The sequence below is a fragment of the Pseudomonas sp. Tul2A7 genome (genome assembly GCF_054790505.1).
In genome coordinates this window covers 1,067,345-1,088,796 of sequence record NZ_CP186499.1, presented here as the reverse complement: position 1 = coordinate 1,088,796, position 21,452 = coordinate 1,067,345, and the positions used below count along the sequence as shown (strand labels likewise).

18 protein-coding genes are annotated in these 21,452 nt (G+C 58.2%); 7 read left to right on the top strand and 11 right to left on the bottom strand.

The genetic code is table 11. From position 1 onward, the window contains the following. The first annotated feature begins 51 nt into the window (after positions 1–51). Together ACOYXJ_RS05125 and ACOYXJ_RS05120 are read left to right on the top strand one after the other, a co-directional pair. Positions 52–315, top strand: a complete 264-nt coding sequence (locus tag ACOYXJ_RS05125) for a hypothetical protein (protein WP_397483832.1) — start codon at positions 52–54, stop codon at positions 313–315. Positions 316–597: 282 nt separating this feature from the next. Beyond that, on the top strand, positions 598–1,023 hold the full coding sequence (locus ACOYXJ_RS05120) for a hypothetical protein (protein ID WP_460368232.1): 426 nt from the start codon (positions 598–600) through the stop codon (positions 1,021–1,023). Positions 1,024–1,243: 220 nt separating this feature from the next. On the opposite strand, the gene ACOYXJ_RS05115 is transcribed toward ACOYXJ_RS05120, so the two are convergent. The 9 genes from ACOYXJ_RS05115 to ACOYXJ_RS05075 form a co-directional block, all read right to left on the bottom strand. Further along, on the bottom strand, positions 1,244–2,224 hold the full coding sequence (locus ACOYXJ_RS05115) for a peptide ABC transporter ATP-binding protein (RefSeq protein WP_007917625.1): 981 nt from the start codon (positions 2,222–2,224) through the stop codon (positions 1,244–1,246). Further along, on the bottom strand, positions 2,224–3,192 hold the full coding sequence (locus tag ACOYXJ_RS05110) for an ABC transporter ATP-binding protein (protein WP_460368230.1): 969 nt from the start codon (positions 3,190–3,192) through the stop codon (positions 2,224–2,226). The genes ACOYXJ_RS05115 and ACOYXJ_RS05110 overlap by 1 nt, the downstream gene beginning before the upstream one ends. Positions 3,193–3,202: 10 nt before the next feature. Beyond that, a complete protein-coding gene (locus ACOYXJ_RS05105; protein WP_102900706.1) occupies positions 3,203–4,129 on the bottom strand; it encodes an ABC transporter permease subunit in 927 nt (308 codons plus the stop codon). Positions 4,130–4,140: 11 nt separating this feature from the next. Further along, positions 4,141–5,151 carry an ABC transporter permease subunit gene (locus ACOYXJ_RS05100; RefSeq protein WP_007953665.1) on the bottom strand — a complete coding sequence of 337 codons (1,011 nt, stop codon included), beginning with the start codon at positions 5,149–5,151 and terminating at the stop codon, positions 4,141–4,143. A gap of 73 nt (positions 5,152–5,224) precedes the next feature. After that, on the bottom strand, positions 5,225–6,820 hold the full coding sequence (locus tag ACOYXJ_RS05095; RefSeq protein WP_150792327.1) for an ABC transporter substrate-binding protein: 1,596 nt from the start codon (positions 6,818–6,820) through the stop codon (positions 5,225–5,227). Positions 6,821–6,898: 78 nt separating this feature from the next. Next, positions 6,899–8,275, bottom strand: a complete 1,377-nt coding sequence (locus ACOYXJ_RS05090) for an OprD family porin (protein WP_460368227.1) — start codon at positions 8,273–8,275, stop codon at positions 6,899–6,901. 175 nt (positions 8,276–8,450) lie between these two features. Beyond that, on the bottom strand, positions 8,451–10,049 hold the full coding sequence (locus tag ACOYXJ_RS05085; protein ID WP_460368225.1) for an ABC transporter substrate-binding protein: 1,599 nt from the start codon (positions 10,047–10,049) through the stop codon (positions 8,451–8,453). Between the two features lie 302 nt (positions 10,050–10,351). Next, positions 10,352–11,977 (bottom strand): ABC transporter substrate-binding protein, encoded by a 1,626-nt coding sequence (locus ACOYXJ_RS05080; RefSeq protein WP_150792328.1) that lies wholly within the window; start codon positions 11,975–11,977, stop codon positions 10,352–10,354. Positions 11,978–12,237: 260 nt separating this feature from the next. Beyond that, complete coding sequence (locus ACOYXJ_RS05075) at positions 12,238–13,839, bottom strand: ABC transporter substrate-binding protein (protein ID WP_460368222.1); 1,602 nt, start codon at positions 13,837–13,839, stop codon at positions 12,238–12,240. Between the two features lie 964 nt (positions 13,840–14,803). Between ACOYXJ_RS05075 and ACOYXJ_RS05070 the strand changes: the two genes are divergently transcribed. Then, positions 14,804–15,160 (top strand): DUF6124 family protein, encoded by a 357-nt coding sequence (locus ACOYXJ_RS05070; RefSeq protein ID WP_460368220.1) that lies wholly within the window; start codon positions 14,804–14,806, stop codon positions 15,158–15,160. 172 nt (positions 15,161–15,332) lie between these two features. Here the strand turns inward: ACOYXJ_RS05070 and ACOYXJ_RS05065 are convergent, their stop codons facing one another. Beyond that, a complete protein-coding gene (locus ACOYXJ_RS05065) occupies positions 15,333–16,049 on the bottom strand; it encodes an SIMPL domain-containing protein (RefSeq protein ID WP_016984326.1) in 717 nt (238 codons plus the stop codon). A gap of 315 nt (positions 16,050–16,364) precedes the next feature. Here ACOYXJ_RS05065 and ACOYXJ_RS05060 point away from each other — a divergent pair, with 315 nt between their 5' ends. From ACOYXJ_RS05060 to ACOYXJ_RS05045, 4 genes are all read left to right on the top strand, one after another. Further along, positions 16,365–17,627 (top strand): ATP-binding protein, encoded by a 1,263-nt coding sequence (locus ACOYXJ_RS05060; protein WP_460368217.1) that lies wholly within the window; start codon positions 16,365–16,367, stop codon positions 17,625–17,627. Beyond that, a complete protein-coding gene (locus ACOYXJ_RS05055) occupies positions 17,620–18,180 on the top strand; it encodes a response regulator transcription factor (RefSeq protein ID WP_003221630.1) in 561 nt (186 codons plus the stop codon). The genes ACOYXJ_RS05060 and ACOYXJ_RS05055 overlap by 8 nt, the downstream gene beginning before the upstream one ends. A gap of 96 nt (positions 18,181–18,276) precedes the next feature. Beyond that, positions 18,277–20,004 carry an ABC transporter ATP-binding protein/permease gene (locus tag ACOYXJ_RS05050; RefSeq protein ID WP_460368215.1) on the top strand — a complete coding sequence of 576 codons (1,728 nt, stop codon included), beginning with the start codon at positions 18,277–18,279 and terminating at the stop codon, positions 20,002–20,004. 190 nt (positions 20,005–20,194) lie between these two features. Continuing rightward, the gene (locus ACOYXJ_RS05045; protein ID WP_180988119.1) at positions 20,195–20,941 is read left to right on the top strand and encodes a FadR/GntR family transcriptional regulator; all 747 of its coding nucleotides are present in this window, start codon (positions 20,195–20,197) and stop codon (positions 20,939–20,941) included. 7 nt (positions 20,942–20,948) lie between these two features. Here the strand turns inward: ACOYXJ_RS05045 and ACOYXJ_RS05040 are convergent, their stop codons facing one another. Then, positions 20,949–21,302: a hypothetical protein gene (locus ACOYXJ_RS05040; protein ID WP_460368213.1), complete on the bottom strand. Its 354-nt coding sequence runs from the start codon at positions 21,300–21,302 to the stop codon at positions 20,949–20,951. Positions 21,303–21,452 lie beyond the last annotated feature (150 nt).

Sequence of the window (21,452 nt, the reverse complement as noted above, 5' to 3'; positions counted from 1 at the left end):
ACAGCGCCAGTCAGGCACGAATGTCTCACCTGAAAAAGGATGGAGTCGGCTATGAAAAGCAGGTTGCTACGGGTTTTATTGCTGTTGAAAGTGATGGTCATGCTGTCCCTCGGCACCGCGACGGCCTGGGCCGAGTGCGAGGATCACGATTCCCAGGCGTTCAACGGGCAGATCGGGCACAGCGGCTTGATGCTGGCCAAGTCCGAATCCGAGCCGGGCGATCAGGGGCAGGGTGGCAGCGCCGATGATGACGACTCGACCACCGATGAGCCGGACTCTGATGATCCGGACGACGAAGGCGATAGCCAGACGTAGATTGCCGGTAAAATAAAAACCTTGTGCCTTGAATAAATATGCAATCGAGTTGCAAGGTTTTTATTTGATGGGTTATCAATATTGAGTAACCGCCAAGTCGAACAGGAACTGCAGATTCATTAATTTGCACGAAGCGCGCTCTCCTGCTTATGCGTTATTTGTTTGCTGGCGACGATTGATATTTCGATTTGATGTGCGCGACTGTCAGAGTTGACAGTGGTCTGCTCGTATTTTTGATGATTTAATTTTCTTTTTCTTCAATAAAACAAAGAGGGTTATATCATGGTTGTAACAGCGAGCAGCACAAAAGGTAAACTGGAATTTACAATAGATGATAGGGAAAAAGTGAATGCGAAAAGTGTCACTTGTAATATGTACGGCCCTCGATTCATTGAACTCAAAGGTGCGGTTGAAAGTGATTGGGAGCTTGAAGTGGATATTGCTCATGATGAGGATATTCGCCAGGGTGTCACTTACAAAATAGATCGTTCTACTCAGAGCAGTGCCGCTTATACAAAACAAGGGGAGCGCTGGGAGCTTCAAGGCAAACTTGAGCTTACGACGTTGAACTTGAAGGGCGGGATTGTAAATTTTGATTTTGAATTAAATACTTCAGATAATGAACACAAAAAATATGTGCGCGGGAATGGAGACTTTATCGGTATCAACCAGTTTTCCAAAAAAGATTCCGCTTCGGGCAAATTGTAGAAGAGCGGATCGCAGGCAAAAGATAACCCCTTCAGCCTCGACTGATGCGCAATCGAGGTGGAAGGGGTTTGGTTAACACTTCGCGCTGTTTGAAATGCGATCCCTTGTAGGAGCGAGCCTGCTCGCGATAGCGGTGGATCAGTCGATGAGGATGTTGACTGAAATAACGCCATCGCGAGCAGGCTCACTCCTACATTTTCTTTGTAGCCTCCAGATTTGCTTACGCCGCGCCGTCGAGGAACTGCTCGGCGTAGTGGCAAGCCACTTGCCGGCTGTCGAGCTGGCGCAGCGCCGGCTCTTCAGTGCTGCAACGCTCGGTCGCATACGGGCAGCGCTTGTGGAAAGCGCAGCCCGGTGGCGGGTTCAGCGGGTTAGGCAGCTCACCGACGATCTTGATTTTTGGCTTGTTCGGGTCCGGGTGAATGGTCGGGGTCGCCGACAGCAGCGCCTGGGTGTACGGGTGCAGTGGACGCTCGTAGATGTCGTTCTTCGGACCCAGTTCCACCGGGCGACCGAGGTACATCACCATCACGTCATCGGCCACGTGTTGCACCACCGCAAGGTTGTGCGAGATGAACACGTAGGCGGTGTTGAACTCCTGCTGCAAATCCATGAACAGGTTGAGCACCTGCGCCTGAATCGACACGTCCAGTGCCGAGGTCGGTTCATCCGCCACCAGCACTTTCGGTTGCAGCATCATGGCGCGAGCCAGGGCGATACGCTGGCGCTGACCGCCGGAGAACATGTGCGGATAGCGCTGATAGTGCTCAGGGCGCAAGCCGACCTGTTTCATCATCGCCTGGACTTTCTCGCGACGTTCGGCGGCGGAGAGGTTGGTGTTGATCAGCAGCGGTTCGCCGAGCTGGTCGCCGACTTTCTGCCGTGGGTTCAACGACGCGTATGGGCTTTGGAAGACCATCTGCACGTCTTTGCGCAGTTGCTTGCGCTGGGCCTTGTCGGCACCGGCGACTTCCTGGCCGGCAATTTTCAAGGATCCGGACGACGGATCTTCGATCAGCGTCAAAGCGCGGGCGAGGGTGGATTTGCCGCAGCCCGATTCGCCTACAACAGCGAGAGTCTTGCCGGCTTCCAGTTCGAACGACACGCCGTTGAGTGCGCGTACGGTCGCATGGCCCTTGAACAGGCCACGGGAGACTTCGTAGTGACGGGTCAGGTCGCGGGCGGTAAGTACGACGGCCATTACGCCACCTCCTGGTTCAGCGGGAAGAAGCAGCGGGCGAGGCTGTGGCTTTTCGGATCAAGGCCTGGACGCTGCGCGCGGCAGCTGTCCTGCACGTACGGGCAGCGCGGTGACAGCAGGCAACCCTGCGGACGGTCGTAGCGGCCCGGGACGATGCCCGGCAGGGTCGACAGGCGTGAGGCGCCGAGGCTGTGCTCGGGAATCGCCTTGAGCAACGCTTCGCTGTACGGGTGCGCCGGGACGTCGAACAGTTGCGGTACCTGACCGACTTCAACGGCTTGCCCTGCGTACATCACGCAGACGCGCTGGGCGGTTTCAGCCACGACCGCGAGGTCGTGAGTGATCAGCACCAGGCCCATGTTCTGTTCTTTCTGCAACGCCAGCAGCAGATCCATGATCTGCGCCTGAATCGTCACGTCCAGCGCAGTGGTCGGTTCGTCGGCGATCAGCAGTTTCGGCTCGCCGGCAATCGCCATGGCGATTGCGACGCGCTGGCTCATACCGCCGGACAGTTGGTGCGGGTAGGCGTCCATACGGCTGGCGGCGCCGGGGATTTCGACTTTTTCCAGCAGCTCGATCGCACGTTTGCGCGCTTGCTTGCCGGACATTTTCAGGTGCAGGCGCAGCACTTCTTCGATCTGGAAACCGACGGTGTAGCTCGGGTTCAGTGCAGTCATCGGGTCCTGAAAGACCATCGACAGGTCTTTGCCGACGATCTGCCGACGCTGACGGTTGCTCAGCTTGAGCATGTCTTTGCCGTCAAAGCTGAGCGCGTCGGCGGTGACGATGCCGGGGTGCTCGATCAGGCCCATCAGCGCCATCATGGTCACGGATTTACCCGAACCCGACTCGCCCACGATGGCCAGTACTTCGCCTTTGTCGACTTTCAGGTCGAGGCCGTCGACCACCGGGGTCGCGGTTTTGTCGCCGAAGCGAACGTTGAGATTCTTGATTTCTAGCAGTGACATGGGAATCTCCTCAGGCGGCGTTCTTGAGTTTCGGGTCCAGCGCATCGCGCAGACCGTCGCCCATCAAGTTGATTGCCAGCACGCTGAGCAAAATGGTCAAACCAGGCAGACTTACCACCCACCAGGCGCGTTCGATGTAGTCGCGGGCCGAGGCCAGCATGGTGCCCCACTCAGGGGTTGGCGGTTGTACGCCAAGGCCGAGGAAGCCCAGTGCGGCGGCATCGAGAATCGCCGAGGAGAAGCTCAGAGTCGCTTGAACGATCAGCGGCGCCATGCAGTTCGGCAGCACGGTGATGAACATCAGACGCGGCAGACCGGCACCGGCCAGGCGCGCGGCGGTCACGTAGTCGCGGTTCAGTTCGCCCATCACGGCGGCTCGGGTCAGACGCACGTAAGACGGCAGCGAGACGACAGCAATGGCGATCACGGTGTTGATCAGGCCAGGGCCGAGGATGGCGACGATCGCCACCGCCAGCAGCAGCGACGGCAGGGCCAGCATGATGTCCATCAGACGCATGATGGTCGGGCCGATCATCTTCGGAAAGAAGCCGGCGAACAGACCCAGCAGGATCCCCGGAATCAGCGACATCACCACCGACGACAAACCGATCAGCAGCGACAGGCGCGAACCCTGGATCAGGCGCGACAGCAGGTCGCGACCCAGTTCATCGGTGCCGAGCAGGAACTGCATCTGCCCGCCTTCCAGCCACGCCGGCGGCGTCAGCAGGAAGTCACGGTATTGCTCGCTCGGGTTATGCGGCGCGACCCACGGCGCGAACAGCGCGCAGAAAATCACCAGCAACATGAACAGCAGGCCGGCAACCGCGCCTTTGTTTTTGGAGAAGGCTTGCCAGAATTCTTTGTACGGAGACGGGTACAGCAGACTTTGATCCGCGTTTGGGGCGGACGTGGCTACTGAGGATGTTGGAGTGCTCATGGTTATTGACCTCAGCGCTGATGACGGATGCGTGGGTTGGCAAAGCCGTAGAGGATGTCCACTACGAAGTTGACCAGAATCACCAGGCAGGCGATTAACAGGATGCCGTTTTGCACAACCGGATAGTCCCGGGCGCCGATGGCTTCGATCAGCCATTTACCGATGCCGGGCCAGGAGAAAATGGTTTCGGTCAGTACCGCACCGGCCAGCAGGGTGCCGACTTGCAGGCCGACCACGGTGAGTACCGGAATCAGCGCGTTACGCAGACCGTGGACGAATACCACGCGCGACGGCGACAGGCCTTTGGCCTTGGCGGTGCGGATGTAGTCTTCGCGCAGCACTTCGAGCATCGACGAACGGGTCATCCGCGCGATCACCGCCAGCGGAATGGTGCCGAGTACGATGGCCGGCAGGATCAGGTGATGCAGAGCATCGAGGAACGCGCCCATGTCGTCGGCCAGCAGCGTGTCGATCAGCATGAAACCGGTGCGTGGCTCGATGTCGTAGAGCAGGTCGATGCGCCCGGAAACCGGGGTCCAGCCGAGGCTCACCGAGAAGAACATGATCAGGATCAGGCCCCACCAGAAGATCGGCATCGAATACCCCGCCAGGGAGATGCCCATCACCCCGTGGTCGAACAGGGATCCTCGCTTGAGTGCCGCAATCACCCCGGCCAGAAGCCCGAGAATGCCGGCGAACAGCAGGGCGGCCATGGACAGTTCCAGGGTCGCCGGGAAGAGGGAGGTGAACTCGGTCCACACGCTTTCACGAGTACGCAGGGATTCGCCGAGATCGCCGTGGGCCAGTTTGCCGATGTAGTCCAGATATTGGGCATACAGTGGCTTGTTCAGACCTAGGCGTTCCATTGCCTGAGCGTGCATTTCGGGGTCGACCCGACGTTCGCCCATCATCACTTCCACGGGGTCGCCCGGAATCATGCGAATCAACGCGAAAGTCAGCAAGGTGATGCCGAAAAACGTGGGGATCAACAACCCCAGTCGGCGGGCAATAAAACTAAACATCTTGTGTGGTACCTCATCAGCCGGTTAGGCGTGCCCGGCTTCCCTGGGGTCAGGGAGGCCGGGAGTTTCTTATCTACTTCACCTGGGTAGTGGCGAAGTTATTAGTTGTCAGGGGGCTGATGTGATAGCCCTCTACGTTGTTGCGCATTGCAGTAAACATCCGGGTGTGGGCCATGCTGATCCACGGTTGATCCTGATTAAACAGGACCTGAGCCTGCTCATAGAGTTTCGCGCGTTCGGCCGGATCTACTTTAGCCCGTGCTTCGTCGAGCAGTGCCTGGAATTTCTCGTTGCACCAGCGCGCGTAGTTTTCGCCGTTCTTGGCAGCTTCGCAACTGAGCATAGGCGTCAGGAAGTTATCCGGGTCGCCGTTGTCGCCCGCCCATCCGGCCGAGACCATGTCGTGCTCACCGGCCTTGGCGCGTTTGAGCATTTCGCCCCATTCCATCACGCGGATGTCGATCTTGATCCCGACTTTCGCCAGGTCAGCCTGCATCATTTGCGCGCCGAGCATCGGGTTGGGGTTGGTCGGGCCGCCGCCGTTGCGGGTAAACAGGGTAAACACGGTGCCTTCCGGCACGCCGGCTTCCTTGAGCAAGGCACGGGCCTTGTCCAGATCGCGTGGCGGGTTCTTCAGGTCGTGGTTGTAGCCCAGCAGCGTGTCCGGGTACGGGTTGACCGCAACGGTCGCATTGCCCGGGCCAAACAGCGCGTTGACGTAAGCCGCTTTGTCGAAGGCGATATCGATCGCCTTACGCACGCGCACGTCGCTCATGTATTTGTGCTGAGTGTTCATGGCGATGTACGAGACGGTCATCGCGTTCAGTTCTTCGACCTTGAGCTTGTCGTCTTTCTTGATGCTCGGGATGTCATCCGGTTTCGGATACAGCGCGATCTGGCACTCGTTGGCCTTGAGCTTCTGCAGGCGCACGTTGTTGTCGGTGGCGATCGCCAGAATCAACGCGTCGGCTGGTGGCTTGCCACGGAAGTAATCCGGGTTGGCCTTGAAGCGCACCTGCGCATCCTTGGCGTAGCGCTGGAAGATGAACGGGCCGGTGCCGACAGGCTTGTTGTTGAGGTCGCCGGTCTTGTTGGCCTTGAGCAACTGATCGGCGTATTCGGCGGAGTAGATGGCGGTGAACGGCATCGCGACGTCCGCCAGGAATGGCGCTTCGCGGCGGGTCAGGGTGAACTTGACCGTGTGGTCGTCGATTTTTTCGACGCTTTTGAGCAGTTCTTTGAAGCCCATGCTTTCAAAGTACGGGAAGCCTACGCTCGACAGCTTGTGCCACGGGTGATTCGGGTCCAGCTGACGCTGGAAGCTCCAGACCACGTCGTCGGCGTTCATGTCGCGGGTCGGCTTGAAGTATTCGGTGGTGTGAAACTTGACGCCTTGGCGCAGGTGGAACGTGTAGGTCAGGCCGTCTTCACTGATTTCCCAGGTGTCTGCCAGGGCCGGAACGATTTCCGTCGTGCCAGGCTTGAAGTCCACCAGACGATTGAAGATGGTTTCGGCCACAGCATCCGCCGTGACTGCAGTTGTGTACTGGACCATATCGAAGCCTTCCGGACTGGCTTCGGTGCAGACCACCAAGGGTTTGGCCGAGACGCCGATGGCGGCGCTCAACAACACGGCCGCAACGGCCGCACGTAGGGGAAGCATTTTCATCGATAACCCTCTGCAATCGGTTGAAGACAAAAAGCCGAACGGCCGACTCATCATGAGTCAGCCGTCGGCTGGCGTTTTTTACAGGATGTTGAACGGGATGGTCGTCACGAGACGGAACTCGTTGATGCTGCCGTCAGCCTGGTTTTCGCTGGCGCGGTGGGTGGTGTAGGTCGCGCGGATCGTGGTGGCCTTGAGCGGGCCGCTCTGCACGGCGTACGAAGAACCAATGCCGTATTCGTAATGGTGTTCGCCGTCCATGCTGCGCACGTCGTAAGCGGTGCCGACGTAGTGAGTACCGTCGATGCCCCAACCGCGAGCGCTGTAGGCGTTGAACTTCAGGCCCGGAATGCCGTACTCGGCCATGTTGATGCCGTAGGCGATCTGGAAGGATTTCTCGTTTGGTCCGTTGAAGTCCGACAACAGGGAGTTGGCCAGGTAGATGCCGTTGGTTTCGTGCAGGTAGTCGAAGTACTCGTTACCGTTCACTTCCTGGTACGAGAAGGTCAGGGTGTGTGCCTGGTGAGTCAGACCGAACGACAGCGAGTAGGTGTCGTTGTCGATCTCGCCCATCAACTTTTTGCCTTCGTCGACGGTCTTGTAGTAGTTCAGGCCGGTGGTCAGGCTCAGTACCGAGCTGTCGCCCAGTTCGTGAGTGGCACCGAAGTAGTACTGGTTCCAGAAGTCTTCAGCCTGGGTCGCGTAGAGGCTGGTTTTCAGGCTCTTGAGCGGCTGATAGTTCACGCCGGCGGTGTTGACGTGGTCGGTTTCAACGCCGGTGTTGCTGTATTCGGTGCGGAATTTTGACAGGCTCTGTTCGGTACGTGGCGACACGCGGTCGAAGGTCGCGAGGTCGAACGACAGATTGTCGAATTCTTCACTGTGGATCGCCACGCCTTCGAAGCTCGAAGGCAGTGGACGGTTGCCGATAACGTCGACGATCGGGCTGCTGAAGTTCATGCGGCCGGCGGTCAGGGTGGTGTTGGAGATACGCGCCTTGACGTTGGCCAGACCCAGTTTGCTCCACTGATCGACGGCGTCGCCGTTGGAGTGGGCGAGGGTACGGTTGGAACCGCCCTTGATGTCTTCGCGGCTGCGATCCAGTGCAATGGCGTTGTACGCCGCAACTTCAGTGCTGATCCCCACGGTGCCTTGGGTGAAGCCCGAGGTGTAGTTGAGGATGGTGCCCTGGACCCAGTTGATCCGGCGCGAACCGGTCAGGGTATCGCCGTGGCGTTCATAGCTGAAAGTGCCGCCGCGCTTTTTTTCTTCGTTGGCGTACCAGTTACGGGTCGAGCCCGACAGGCTCTGGCCATCGATAAAACCCTTGGCTTCGGACTGGGCGCTGGTGCTGGCCAGTTGCGTCGGCATGAAGTCCTGGCTGACGCTTTCAGCATGGGCTCCGGCGGTGATGCTGCTGATGGCGAGGGCCAGTATCGCGGTGTTGCTCAGTTTCATGGGTGAAGCTCCTTTACTTTCTTTTTATGCCGGCTTTTTTTGGTATGCCGGTTATTGGTTTAGAACTCATTCACACATCGCAAACGTTTGCCAAAAGCCGGATTGGCGAATTTCGGCAAATCGCTTGCGTGAGGGGCTAGACAGCGCCCCTCAGCGTTGCGGCTAATCGTCTGGTTTAATCGATACCGACACCCGAGAACACGTTGCGACCGAACGGGCTGACTTTGAACCCTTCGATCCTCGCGCTTAACGGCTGGTTGACCGTCGAGTGGGCGACAGGCGTGATCGGCACTTGCTGTTTAAGCAATTGCTGAGCCTGTTTGTAGAGCACGGTGCGCTGGTCGCGGTCAGTGACGACCTTGGCCTGTTTGATCAGCTTGTCGTAAGCCGGGTCGCACCACATGGAGTAGTTGTTGCCGCCGATGGCATCGCAGCTGTACAGCGTGCCGAGCCAGTTGTCCGGATCCCCGTTGTCACCGGTCCAGCCGATCAGGCTGATGTCGTGCTCGCCATTTTTGGTGCGCTTGATGTACTCGCCCCATTCGTAGCTGACGATCTTCACTTTCAGACCGATCTTGGCCCAGTCCGCCTGGAGCATTTCGGCCATCAGTTTGGCGTTCGGGTTGTATGGACGTTGCACCGGCATCGCCCACAGGGTGATCTCGGTGCCCTCCTTGACGCCGGCAGCCTTGAGCAGCTCTTTGGCTTTTTCCGGGTTGTAGGCGGCGTCTTTGATGCTGTCGTCGTAGGACCATTGGGTTGGCGGCATGGCGTTCACGGCCAGTTGGCCGGCGCCTTGATAAACAGCGTTGAGAATCCCCTGTTTATTCACCGCCATGTCCAGCGCCTGACGCACTTCGAGCTGGTCGAAGGGTTTGTGGCGCACGTTATAGGCGATGTAGCCGAGGTTGAAGCCCGGCTTGGAAATCAGTTGCAATTTCGGGTCAGCCTTCAACGCTTCAACATCGGCAGGGCGCGGATGCAGGGTGATCTGGCATTCGCCCGCCTTGAGCTTCTGTACGCGCACCGAGGCGTCGGTGTTTATGGCGAAGATCAGGTTGTCGAGTTTGACCCGGCTCGGATCCCAGTATTGTTTATTACCGGTGTAACGGATGTTCGAGTCTTTCTGATAACTCTTGAACACGAACGGCCCGGTGCCAATCGGTTTCTGGTTGATGTCGCTCGGCTTGCCTTCGGCCAGCAGTTTGTCGGCGTATTCGGCGGACAGGATGGCGGCGAAGCTCATGGCGATGTTCTGAATGAACGCGGCGTCGACGCTGTTGAGCGTGAACTCCACGGTCAGCGGCCCGGTCTTCTCGACCTTGGCGATGTTCTTGTTCAGGCTCATGCCGTTGAAATACGGGAACTCGGTCGGATAAGCCTTACGGAAAGGTTGCTGGGCATCCAGCATGCGATTAAACGTGAACAACACATCGTCGGCGTTGAAGTCACGGGTCGGTTTGAAGTACGGCGTTGTATGAAACTTCACACCTTCACGCAGGTGAAAGGTGTACTTCAGACCATCCTCGGAAATATCCCACGTGGTCGCCAGGCCAGGTACGACATTGGTCGCGCCTTTTTCGAACTCGACCAAACGGTTGTACAGCGGCTCGGCGGCGTCGTTATCGGTCGCTGTCGTGTATTGCGCGGTATCAAAACCCGCCGGGCTGCCTTCAGAGCAGAACACCAGGCTTTTGCTGGCGGCGAAACTGTTGGACGAGGCGGCCAACAGGCCGGCGCCCAGCAATGCGGAACAAATCAAGGTATGGCGCATGACGCTCCCTCTTTTTTTAGTGTTGTTCAATGCGCCGTCGTCTCATCCGGAGACGTTTTGGGCTGCATCGAGCTCAATCCAGTACGTACGGCAAACCGGTGGCCCACACAGACGCTGGTCAGTACCCGACGGTAGGGGCCGCGGTCCTGGCAGTAAATGCGTAAATGCCTTAAAGCTCGTAGGAAAAGGCGACACGTCCTATACCGCTGCGGTAATCCACAGTGGAATTGGCTGTAGGCAATTTCCTAAATTCCCGGCAGGTAAAATAGCGGCGACGTTAAAAACGTCGCCGCTGCAGTGCCTTATTTGCTGACGCTGACGCCGTAGAAGGAGTTCAAGCCAAATGGGCTGATCTTGAAATCCTGCACGTTGGCGCGCATGGGTTGGAACACCGTCGAGTGAGCGATAGGTGTGTAGGGAACAGCATCTTTAAGGACGTGTTGCGCCTGTTTGTACAGTTCGGTGCGCTTGGCCTGATCGGGGGTGCGCTTGGCATCCTTGACGAGACCGTCGTACTTCTTGTCGCACCACTTGGAGAAGTTGTTGCCGTTGAGCGAGTCGCAGCCGAACAGCACGTTCAGCCAGTTGTCCGGATCCCCATTGTCACCGCTCCAGCCAATGATCATGGCCTGGTTCTCGCCACCTTTGGAACGCTTGATGTACTCGCCCCACTCGTAGCTGGTGATCTTCACTTTCAAGCCGATCTTGGCCCAGTCGGACTGGAGCATTTCAGCCATCAGTTTAGCGTTCGGGTTGTATGGACGCTGTACCGGCATTGCCCACAGGACGATCTCGGTACCTTCCTTGACGCCGGCTTCCTTGAGCAGCTGTTTGGCTTTCTCAGGATCGTACTTGGCGTCCTTGATGGTGGTGTCGTAAGACCACTGAGTCGGCGGCATGGCATTGACGGCCAGTTGGCCGGCGCCCTGGTAAACCGAGTCGATGATCTGCGGCTTGTTCACGGCCATGTCCAGCGCCTGACGTACACGCAGGTCAGCCAGTGGGTTCGCCTCGTTGCTGCCCTTGACCTTGTCCATCACGTTGTAGGCGATGTAACCCACGTTGAAACCGGCCTGGTCAGGCATCTTCAGGGATTTGTCTTCTTTCAGCGCTTTCAGGTCAGCCGGACGTGGGAACAGGGTGACCTGGCACTCATTCTTTTTCAGCTTCTGAATACGGACCGACGGGTCGGTGGTGATGGCGAAGATCAGGTTGTCGATCTTCACGTCATCAGGCTTCCAGTACTCTTTGTTCCCGGTGAAGCGGATGTTGGAGTCTTTCTGGTAGCTCTTGAACACGAACGGACCAGTGCCGACCGGCTTCTGGTTGATATCGGCAGGCTTGCCTTCTTTCAACAGTTGCGCTGCGTATTCGGCGGACTGCACCGAGGCGAAGCTCATGGCCATGTTCTGGATGAACGCAGCGTCGACTTGTTTCAGAGTGAACTTGACGGTGTGGTCGTCGACTTTATCGATCTTGGTGATGTTGGTGTCCATCCCCATGTCGGTGAAGTACGGGAATTCGGTCGGGTACGCCTTACGGAACGGGTCATCCTTGTTAATCATGCGATTGAAGGTGAACAGCACGTCGTCGGCGTTGAACTCACGAGTCGGCTTGAAATACGGGGTGGTGTGGAACTTGACGCCTTCACGCAGGTGGAAGGTGTACGTCAGGCCATCATCGGAAATGTCCCACTTGGTCGCCAGACCAGGAATCACGGCGGTGCCGCCGCGCTCGAACTGGGTCAGACGGTTGAACATGGTTTCGGCTGAGGCGTCGAAGTCGGTTCCGGTGGTGTACTGGCCTGGGTCGAAACCGGCCGGGCTGCCTTCGGAGCAGAACACCAGGTTAGTCGCAGCGGATGCGAAAGGTGCGGAGGCTAACAAGCCTGCGCCGACTAAAAACGGAATGACCGCGTGTTTAAGCATGTTGGCCTCATGATTTGTTGTCATTTTTTAGTTGTGAGGTACGACCTCGTGAGTCGTGCCTGCGGATACTTATGCAGGGGCCATACCCAATGCAAGATCCAGAGCGGTCGGCGGCCTCAAACGGTGGCACGAACGTACCTTAATGTCGCATCTGTATAACTTTTGACGCATTTGACCGTTTGCGAGCGGTTTTAACGGTGCAAATGGAGCCCCAAAACGGTGCGCCGGTCACCTTGTGCGCGCCGCCTTGGGGCTCGGTGTTACTTATTTATACCTACGCCATAGAAGGGGGTTAGACCGAACGGGCTGATCCGGAAGTCGGTGACTTCCTTGCGCAGCGGCTGGAACACTGTGGAGTTGGCAATCGGTGTGATCGGTACTTGCTGTTTAAGGATCAGTTGCGCCTGTTGATACAGTTTTACCCGCTGTTCTTTGTCGGTGGATAACTTGGCCTGTTGCACCAGTTTGTCGTAGGCCGGATCGCACCATTTGGCGTAGTTGCTGCCTTTTACCGCCGCGCAGCTGTAGAGCACGCCAAGCCAGTTGTCCGGGTCGCCGTTGTCACCTGTCCAGCCATAGATCATGGCGTCGTGCTCGCCATTTTTCGCACGTTTGATGTACTCGCCCCATTCGTAACTGACGATGTTGGCCTTGATGCCGATTTTCTCCCAATCCTGCTGGATCATCTGTGCCGACATGCGCGCATTCGGGTTCGATGCGCGTTGCACTGTCATCGCCCAGAGGTTGATGGTTGTACCTGGCGCAACCCCTGCTTCTTTCAGTAGCACCCGGGCTTTGACCGGGTCGTAAGGGGCATCCTTGATGGTCGGGTCATACGACCATTGCGCCGGCGGTAAAGCGTTTTGCGCCAGCTGGCCGGCGCTTTGGTAGACGGCTTTGATGATTGCCGGTTTGTCGATGGCCATGTCCAGCGCCTGCCGCACTTTGAGCTGATCGAGAGGCGCGTGAGTGGTGTTGTAAGCGAGGAAGCCGAGGTTGAATCCGGCCTGTTTGAGCACGCGCAGGTTCGGGTCTTTTTCCATCACTTCGATGTCGGCCGGACGCGGGTAGCCGCTGACCTGGCATTCGCCGGCCTTGAGCTTCTGCAGGCGCACGGCGGCGTCGGGAGTGATCGAGAAAATCAGGTTATCGATTTTGACGTCTTCGGGTTTCCAGTAGGTCTTGTTGGCGGTGTAGCGGATTTGTGAATCCTTCTGGTAGCGCTTGAACACGAACGGGCCGGTGCCGATCGGCTTCTGGTTGAGGTCGGCGGCTTTGCCTTCCTTCAACAGTTGCGCGGCGTATTCGGCTGACTGCACCGAGGCGAAGCTCATGGCGAGGTTTTGCACGAAGGCGGCGTCGACGTTGTTGAGGTTGAAGCGCACGGTTTGCTCGTCGAGTTTTTCTACCGATTTGATTGTGGTGTTGAGGCCCATGTCGGTGAAGTAGGGGGATTCGGCGGGGTAGGCCTTGCGGAAGGCGTTGTCCGGGTCGAGCAGGCGCTGGAAGGTGAAGAGGACGTCATCGGCGTTGAAGTCTCGGGTGGGTTTGAAGTAGTCGGTGGTGTGGAATTTTACGTTTTGGCGCAGGTGGAAGGTGTATTGCAGGCCATCCGGGGAGATGTCCCATTTTGTTGCCAGGCCGGGTTCGATGTCGGTGCCGCCGCGTTTGAATTGGGTGAGGCGATTGAAGACGGTTTCGGCGGAGGCGTCGAAGTCGGTGCCGCTGGTGTATTGGCTGGGGTCGAAGCCTGCCGGGCTGGCTTCGGAGCAATAAACGAGTGTTGTGGCGGCGTTGGCGATCGGGGCTATGGCTGTTAGTGCGAGGGTGATTAATAGTGGTTTGAGGGTGAATCTTTCCATGGAGTCCCCGGGGAGATTGGAGGTGGTTGTGATTTCAGGGTAGCGGGGATTTGGGGGGCTTCGGAAATATCGTTTTTCTTGGGGGAGTGTCTATCTCGGTATATCCAGCGGTTGTGGGCATATCCGTTGCTGCGGTGATGGCTGCTTAGGGTTCCGCCCTTACGGCGGGTCACTTTTGACAAACGCCTCAAAAGTAACCAAAAACGCTTGCTCCTACGTGCGGCCCGCTCGCTGGGGCTCGGGGTTCCTTCGCTCCGGGATCGATCCGGGCGCAGCGTCTCCGGTTTGCTTCGCTGCACCTACTCCCGCTGTGTTTGGCTTCGCCAAACGGTCGCTGCGCTCCCACGCCCGGATCAATCCCTCCACTCAGCCTTCCGACGTCGCCCGTGGATCAAGATCAAAAGCAGGCGAGCTGACACTCGGCCTATTGAGTGGTGAAGAGCGCGGGTGTTCGGCTTTTGATTTGCGTTGTTGCTGCCCCTCACCCCAGCCCTCTCCCGAGGGAGAGGGAGCCGATGGTGGGCCTCTCAGAATCTGAGTTCAACGCGGTATCTCACGTCGGCGTAGTTCTCCCAAACACCTCGATCAGTCCCCTCTCCCTCTGGGAGAGGGCTAGGGTGAGGGTTGGCTTTTGGCTGTTTAAACCTGTGTCAGATAACCAGAACCTTCCCACAAGGTTTTCAGGTTGTCCGTCGGACGTCGGCTCTCTAGGCTCTGGGTGTCGCTGAAGACTCAGCGATCGGGAGGTGAGATTCCCGGTTATTGAATTTGGAAACCTGCACAAGCCACCCCATAATCGCCGCCAGCTCATGCTGTCAGCAGTTTTTTATGGCGGCTATGTACGGGCGGACTTTGTCCGGCCGGGTTGGTTTCCTTACCGGTAATCTCACTCCGTACATAGTTGCCACCTCATTTCTCGAGTGAGATCGGAAATGAATGGCGTCAGTTCATAAGGAAATTTTCCATGGATAAATTGATACCTGACCCACCCCTCGATACCCCACTCGAAGACGCCATCCGCGCCGACGACCAAATCAAAACCCGCGAAGCCATCAAACGCGCCCTGGATTTCTACCTCAGCCCTGACCCGGTCAAACCCCGGCAACCCAGCACGATGTTCGTGATCCAGCCGAACATCGACACCGAAAGCCTGCTGGCGCATGCCTGTGAGTCACTCGCGTCGGCGAACACGCTGACGGGTAACTTTGCCGACCAGTTGGGCCGGCCTGAGCGTAATACGGCGTTGGCGATTCAGCAGATCATCATGCTGGCCGAACTGGCGGTTAACCGGGCGCTGGATCGGGTTGATCCGCAGAACTGACGACCGCGTTATCGTTCTTCGCGAGCAGGCTCGCTCCCACAGGTGGAATGCATTTCAAACTGTGGGAGCGAGCTTGCTCGCGAAGAGGGTGGTTCATCCACAGCAAATCCCAGGCACAAAAAAACCGCCGATCATTCACCGATCGGCGGTTTTTCATTCAGCCCACATCACATCACTGCATCAACACTTCAATCGAACCATCAGCGGTCATGCTGACCTGGCTCGTACCCGCTTCAACTTCCGGTGTCACTGGCGCCGAATCCATGGCCGCGGCTTTCATCATCATCGGTGCGCGCAGGTACGGTTGTGGATAACCGTTGCTGTTGAGGTTCAGGTTGACGATTTTGTAGCCCTTGCCGCCCAGTGCATCGGTGGCCAATTGGGCTCGGGCCTTGAAGGCGGTCACGGCTTCTTTGAGCAACTGGTCTTCACTGGATTTGCGGGTCGGGTCGGCGATGGCGAAGTCCATGCCGCCCATTTTCAGGTCACCGAGCAGTTCGCCGGTGAGTTTGGACAGCGCGGCGAAGTCGGCGCTTTCCAGGCGCAGTTCGGCGCGTTCACGCCAGCCGGTGATCTTCTGGCCTTTGGTGTCGTAGATCGGGTAACTGTTGCGGCTGCCCTGGCGCAGGGTGATGTCTTTGACTTGCTTGGCCTGGGCCAGGGCCTTGTTCATGGTGGTGCTGACGTCGGCGGCGAGCTTCGCCGGGTCGGTGTTTTGCTCTTCGGTGTAGAGGGTGACGATCATCAGGTCGCGGGCGACTTCCGTGCTGACTTCGGCGCGCAGGGAAATCTGGTTGTAGTGCAGCTCATCGGCGGCCAGGGCCGGAAGGCTGGCGATGCTGCCGACGGTCAGGGCGAGAAGGGCGGCGCTGCGGCGAAATGTATGCATGAAAGCTCCTTGATGAGGGCGCAGGTGATGGTTCGGGGGCCTGCGTGAAACCATCAGACTCTAGCTTTTATGATCCGGTTCGCCCAGTTACAACTTCTATACACATCGCCGGGGCCGCTGCGCAGCCCTTCGCGAGCAGGCTCGCTCCCACAGGGGAATGCTTTTCAAAGGTGGGAGCGAGCCTGCTCGCGAAGGCGTCCTTATAGCCGCCGAAGATCTTTTTGCCATGTGGTCGTTTGCCGCACTTTCGCCTCTGGAGGCCGCGGCTTGGTTATACTCCGTGCGATCCGCCTGGAGCGCTCATCAGGAGAGCTCATGCTCGCCCCCGTACAACTGACTTCCGCCACTCGCCAGAACCTCTGGCGGCTGACTTTCATCCGCACCCTGGTGCTCGCCGCGCAGGCCGGTTCCGTGGGCCTGGCCTACTGGCTGCAACTGCTGCCGTTGCCGTGGGTGCAACTGGCGATGACGCTCGGCTGCTCGACGCTGCTCTGCGTGTTCACCGCTGTGCGTCTGCGCACTTCGTGGCCAGTGACGGAGCTCGAATATGCGCTGCAACTGGCCTGTGATCTGGTGATCCACAGTGCGCTGCTGTACTTCTCCGGCGGTTCGACCAACCCGTTTGTTTCCTATTATCTGGTGCCGCTGACCATCGCTGCGGTGACGTTGCCGTGGCGCTATTCGGTGATTCTGTCCGGCATCGCGCTGGCGCTTTACACGGTGATGCTGACGCGTTTCTATCCGCTGGAAACCTTGCCGGTCGCCCGCGAAAACCTGCAGATCTACGGCATGTGGCTGAGCTTCGCGCTGGCCGCTGCGGTGATCACCTTCTTCGCGGCACGCATGGCTGAAGAGCTGCGCCGTCAGGAAGAATTGCGCGCGATCCGTCGTGAAGAAGGTCTGCGCGATCAGCAGTTATTGGCCGTCGCCACTCAAGCTGCTGGTGCCGCCCATGAACTGGGCACACCGCTGGCGACCATGAGCGTATTGCTCAAGGAAATGCAGCAGGATCACCCCGACCCGATGCTGCAGGATGATCTGAAGGTGCTGCAGGATCAGGTCAAACTCTGCAAGGAAACCTTGCAACAACTGGTGCGTGCCGCCGAAGCCAATCGGCGTCTGGCCGTGGAGATGCAGGACGTCACCGACTGGCTCGACGAAGCGCTGAACCGCTGGCACCTGATGCGTCCTGAGGCCAGTTATCGCTTCCACCGTCTCGGCGAAGGCACCGTACCGCGCATGGCGCCGCCGCCGGATCTGACTCAGGCGCTGTTGAATCTGCTCAACAACGCCGCCGATGCCTGTCCGGAAAATCTCAAGGTGACCCTGGACTGGGACGCGGAAACCGTGACCATCAGCATTCGTGACCACGGCGCCGGTGTGCCGCTGGCCATCGCCGAGCAGATCGGCAAACCGTTTTTTACCACCAAGGGCAAAGGTTTCGGCCTGGGCCTGTTTTTGAGCAAGGCCAGCGTGACACGCGCCGGCGGCTCAGTGAAACTCTATAGTCATGAGGAAGGCGGCACGCTCACCGAGCTGCGCCTGCCCCACGGCGCCCGAGGAGACCAACATGAGTGACGAAATCCAAGTCGAAGGCGAAGAACTGCCGCATTTGCTGCTGGTCGACGACGACGCAACGTTTACCCGAGTGATGGCCCGCGCGATGGCTCGCCGTGGCTTTCGCGTCAGCACCGCTGGCTCCGCCGAAGAAGGCCTGACCATCGCCCAGGCCGATCTGCCGGACTACGCTGCGCTCGATCTGAAAATGGACGGCGATTCCGGCCTGGTGTTGCTACCCAAGTTGCTGGAACTGGACCCGGAAATGCGCGTGGTGATTCTCACCGGTTATTCGAGCATTGCCACCGCGGTCGAAGCGATCAAACGCGGCGCCTGCAACTACCTGTGCAAACCGGCCGACGCCGACGATGTGCTGGCCGCGTTGCTTTCGGAGCACGCTGACCTCGACAGTCTGGTGCCGGAAAACCCGATGTCGGTCGACCGCCTGCAGTGGGAGCACATCCAGCGCGTGCTGACCGAGCACGAAGGCAACATCTCCGCCACTGCCCGCGCCCTGGGCATGCACCGCCGCACCCTGCAGCGCAAACTGCAGAAGCGCCCGGTTCGTCGCTGAACCTGCGCTGAACGACTATCGCCAGCCCTCGCGATAAAACGCACCGATCATCTATGATCGGTGCGTGTCTGTTCTTTTCTATATTGAGCCTTATCCATGAATCAGAACGCTGAATATTCCGCGGTCAACGATGCTGTGCGCGAGCAGTTTTTCCGCAAAGTGTGGGCGATCATCACGCCTTATTGGCGCAGTGAAGAGAAGGGCAAGGCCTGGACGCTATTGATTGCGGTGATCGCCCTGTCGTTGCTCAGTGTGGGCATCTCGGTGTGGTTCAACACCTGGTACAAGGATTTTTACAACGCCCTGCAAAAGAAGGATGAAGCGGCGTTCTGGCGCTTGATTCTGTATTTCTGCGGCATTGCGGCGGTGGCCATTGTCGGTGCGGTGTATCGGCTCTACCTCACGCAGATGCTGACCATCCGCTGGCGGGCCTGGCTCACTGAAAAGCATTTCTCGCGTTGGCTTGCCGACAAGAATTACTACCAGCTGGAGCAGGGCGGTTACACCGATAACCCGGACCAGCGGATTTCCGAAGACCTGAACAACTTCACCTCCAATACCCTTGAGCTGGGGATCGGGCTGCTGCGCAATATCGTCAGTCTGGTGTCGTTCTCGATCATTTTGTGGGGCGTGTCGGGCAGTATCGAAGTCTATGGCATCACCATTCCCGGCTACATGTTCTGGTGTGTGCTGGTGTATGCGGTGGTGGGCAGTTGGCTGACGCATTTGATTGGTCGTCGCTTGATCGGTCTGAACAACCAACAACAACGCTTTGAAGCTGACCTGCGTTTTTCCATGGTGCGGATTCGCGAGAATGCCGAAAGCATCGCGTTGTACAACGGCGAACCGAATGAGAACCGCCGATTGAGCGCTCGCTTCGGGAATGTCTGGCACAACTTCTGGGACATCATGAAAGTGTCCAAGCGCCTGACCTTCTTCACCGCCGGTTACAGCCAGGCGGCCATTATCTTTCCGTTCATTGTGGCTTCGCCGCGTTACCTTTCCGGCAAGATCGAACTGGGTGAACTGATGCAGATCAGTTCGGCATTCGGCAACGTCCAGGAGAGTTTCAGCTGGTTCATCAGTGCGTACCAGAGCCTCGCGTCCTGGCGCGCCACCTGTGATCGTCTGCTGAGTTTCCGTCAGGCCATGACCGACAACGAAGAACGCACGCCAGCAATCGACGTGCAGAATCAGGGTAACGAATTGCAGGTGCACAACCTCGGTCTGGATCTGGCCGATGGTCGTCATCTGCTGACCAGTGCCGATATGACCGTCGAACCGGGTGAGCGAGTGATGCTCAGTGGGCGTTCCGGCAGCGGCAAGTCGACGCTGCTACGGGCGATGGGGCATTTGTGGCCGGAGGGGCACGGCAACATTCGTTTGCCGGCAGCGCGCTATTTATTCCTGCCGCAGAAACCGTATCTGCCGATCGGCACCCTGCGTGAAGCCTTGAGTTATCCACAACCGGGCGACACCTACGCGTCGGAACGTTATGCACAAGTGTTGGAAACCTGTCGCTTGCCGCATCTGGTTGCGCGGCTGGACGAGGCCAATCACTGGCAACGCATGCTGTCGCCGGGCGAACAGCAACGACTGGCCTTCGCTCGCGCGTTGCTGTACGCACCGCAGTGGCTGTACATGGACGAAGCCACTTCGGCGATGGATGAGGAAGACGAAGCGACGCTGTATCAGGCGTTGATTGATCAGATACCGGGGTTGAGCATTGTCAGCGTCGGCCATCGCAGCAGCTTGAAACGCTTCCACCCACGGCATGTGCGGATCGACAGCGGCCATTTGGTTGAACAGACCGTGACTGCCTGATCACCGTTAAACCCCTGTAGGAGTGAGCCTGCTCGCGATAGCGTAGGGTCAGTCACATTGATGCTGAATGTGCGGACGTCATCGCGAGCAGGCTCACTCCTACATAAAGCGATGTAAACCGGAAAGTGATCGTACAACCCGCTTGAGCTATCATGCCTCCAAGCCGAATTTTCGAGACTAGATGCACACCATGGAAAACCTGATCGAAACCCCGCGTCTCCCGCGCAAGCGCCGCAGCCTGGCCCAGGAACTGGTGACGGTGCTGAGCGAGCAGATCCGCGATGGCCTGCTCAAGCGCGGTGACAAACTGCCTACCGAGTCGGCGATCATGGAAGCCCATGGCGTCAGCCGCACCGTGGTGCGCGAGGCGATTTCCCGTTTGCAGGCTGCCGGCCAGGTTGAAACCCGCCACGGCATCGGCACTTTCGTGCTCGACACGCCAAGCCCGAGCGGTTTCCGCATCGACCCGGCCACTGTTGTCACCCTGCGCGATGTGCTGGCCATTCTCGAATTGCGCATCAGCCTCGAAGTGGAGTCTGCCGGCCTCGCCGCGCAACGTCGCAGCGCCGAACAACTGGCAACCATGCGCGCCGCCCTCGATGCGCTCAACGAAAGCGCCGCCCACGCCAGCGATGCTGTTGCTTCGGACTTCGCCTTCCACCTGGAAATCGCCCTGTCCACTGGCAACCGTTATTTCACCGACATCATGACCCACCTGGGCACCAGCATCATTCCGCGTACGCGGCTGAACTCGGCGCGACTGGCCCATGATGATCAACAGCACTACATGGGTCGCCTGAGCCGTGAGCACGAAGAAATCTACGACGCGATTGCCCGGCAGGATTCCGATGCAGCGCGTGCCGCGATGCGCCTGCATTTGACCAACAGCCGTGAAAGACTGCGCCAGGCCCATGAAGAGGCGCAGGCGCAGGGATAGGTGTTGCCTACTTTTCGAGATGCACTTTCAGAACGTTGGAGGTCTCGGGGTTCTGTCCTACTCTCTTCACGATGTAGTGCAGCTCGGCAGTGGCTTGCGGAACGAGTTTTTTCTCAAAAACATCTTTGGGAATGGCGAATGTGAGCGGCCGTCCTACCCCGGCTTCGGTCACTATGGTTTGTTCTTCAAAGCTGTTGCCGGTAGAGGTTTTTACGTGCAGCGCCACTACGTCGCCGGTAATCTGGTTTTGGTACGGTGACACCAAACCATGGGCATTTCCTTCCAGCTTGCCAACGTGGAGTACCCCGTTCACGGCTTCCTTGAGTTGTGGAGCAGCCAACGCTTTTACTTGTGCAGTCATGATTAAATTCCTTTTCACTTCAAACCGTTTAGTGAGCGCAAGTTACGGCTTTGCGCTGCCGGAGCCGGTTCGTTAACTCCTCAGCCATTAAGGCCGGGGACGGATATGGCTGGCACCTGTAAGAAATACTAGTCCCGACGAACGGTCGAT

What these genes read in the sequence shown, in the direction of transcription:
- ACOYXJ_RS05125 (WP_397483832.1), top strand. Translation starts at nt 52, where the DNA reads ATGAAAAGCAGGTTGCTACGGGTTTTATTGCTGTTGAAAGTGATGGTC.
- ACOYXJ_RS05120 (WP_460368232.1), top strand. Translation starts at nt 598, where the DNA reads ATGGTTGTAACAGCGAGCAGCACAAAAGGTAAACTGGAATTTACAATA.
- ACOYXJ_RS05115 (WP_007917625.1), bottom strand. Translation starts at nt 2,224, where the DNA reads ATGGCCGTCGTACTTACCGCCCGCGACCTGACCCGTCACTACGAAGTC.
- ACOYXJ_RS05110 (WP_460368230.1), bottom strand. Translation starts at nt 3,192, where the DNA reads ATGTCACTGCTAGAAATCAAGAATCTCAACGTTCGCTTCGGCGACAAA.
- ACOYXJ_RS05105 (WP_102900706.1), bottom strand. Translation starts at nt 4,129, where the DNA reads ATGAGCACTCCAACATCCTCAGTAGCCACGTCCGCCCCAAACGCGGAT.
- ACOYXJ_RS05100 (WP_007953665.1), bottom strand. Translation starts at nt 5,151, where the DNA reads ATGTTTAGTTTTATTGCCCGCCGACTGGGGTTGTTGATCCCCACGTTT.
- ACOYXJ_RS05095 (WP_150792327.1), bottom strand. Translation starts at nt 6,820, where the DNA reads ATGAAAATGCTTCCCCTACGTGCGGCCGTTGCGGCCGTGTTGTTGAGC.
- ACOYXJ_RS05090 (WP_460368227.1), bottom strand. Translation starts at nt 8,275, where the DNA reads ATGAAACTGAGCAACACCGCGATACTGGCCCTCGCCATCAGCAGCATC.
- ACOYXJ_RS05085 (WP_460368225.1), bottom strand. Translation starts at nt 10,049, where the DNA reads ATGCGCCATACCTTGATTTGTTCCGCATTGCTGGGCGCCGGCCTGTTG.
- ACOYXJ_RS05080 (WP_150792328.1), bottom strand. Translation starts at nt 11,977, where the DNA reads ATGCTTAAACACGCGGTCATTCCGTTTTTAGTCGGCGCAGGCTTGTTA.
- ACOYXJ_RS05075 (WP_460368222.1), bottom strand. Translation starts at nt 13,839, where the DNA reads ATGGAAAGATTCACCCTCAAACCACTATTAATCACCCTCGCACTAACA.
- ACOYXJ_RS05070 (WP_460368220.1), top strand. Translation starts at nt 14,804, where the DNA reads ATGGATAAATTGATACCTGACCCACCCCTCGATACCCCACTCGAAGAC.
- ACOYXJ_RS05065 (WP_016984326.1), bottom strand. Translation starts at nt 16,049, where the DNA reads ATGCATACATTTCGCCGCAGCGCCGCCCTTCTCGCCCTGACCGTCGGC.
- ACOYXJ_RS05060 (WP_460368217.1), top strand. Translation starts at nt 16,365, where the DNA reads ATGCTCGCCCCCGTACAACTGACTTCCGCCACTCGCCAGAACCTCTGG.
- ACOYXJ_RS05055 (WP_003221630.1), top strand. Translation starts at nt 17,620, where the DNA reads ATGAGTGACGAAATCCAAGTCGAAGGCGAAGAACTGCCGCATTTGCTG.
- ACOYXJ_RS05050 (WP_460368215.1), top strand. Translation starts at nt 18,277, where the DNA reads ATGAATCAGAACGCTGAATATTCCGCGGTCAACGATGCTGTGCGCGAG.
- ACOYXJ_RS05045 (WP_180988119.1), top strand. Translation starts at nt 20,195, where the DNA reads ATGGAAAACCTGATCGAAACCCCGCGTCTCCCGCGCAAGCGCCGCAGC.
- ACOYXJ_RS05040 (WP_460368213.1), bottom strand. Translation starts at nt 21,302, where the DNA reads ATGACTGCACAAGTAAAAGCGTTGGCTGCTCCACAACTCAAGGAAGCC.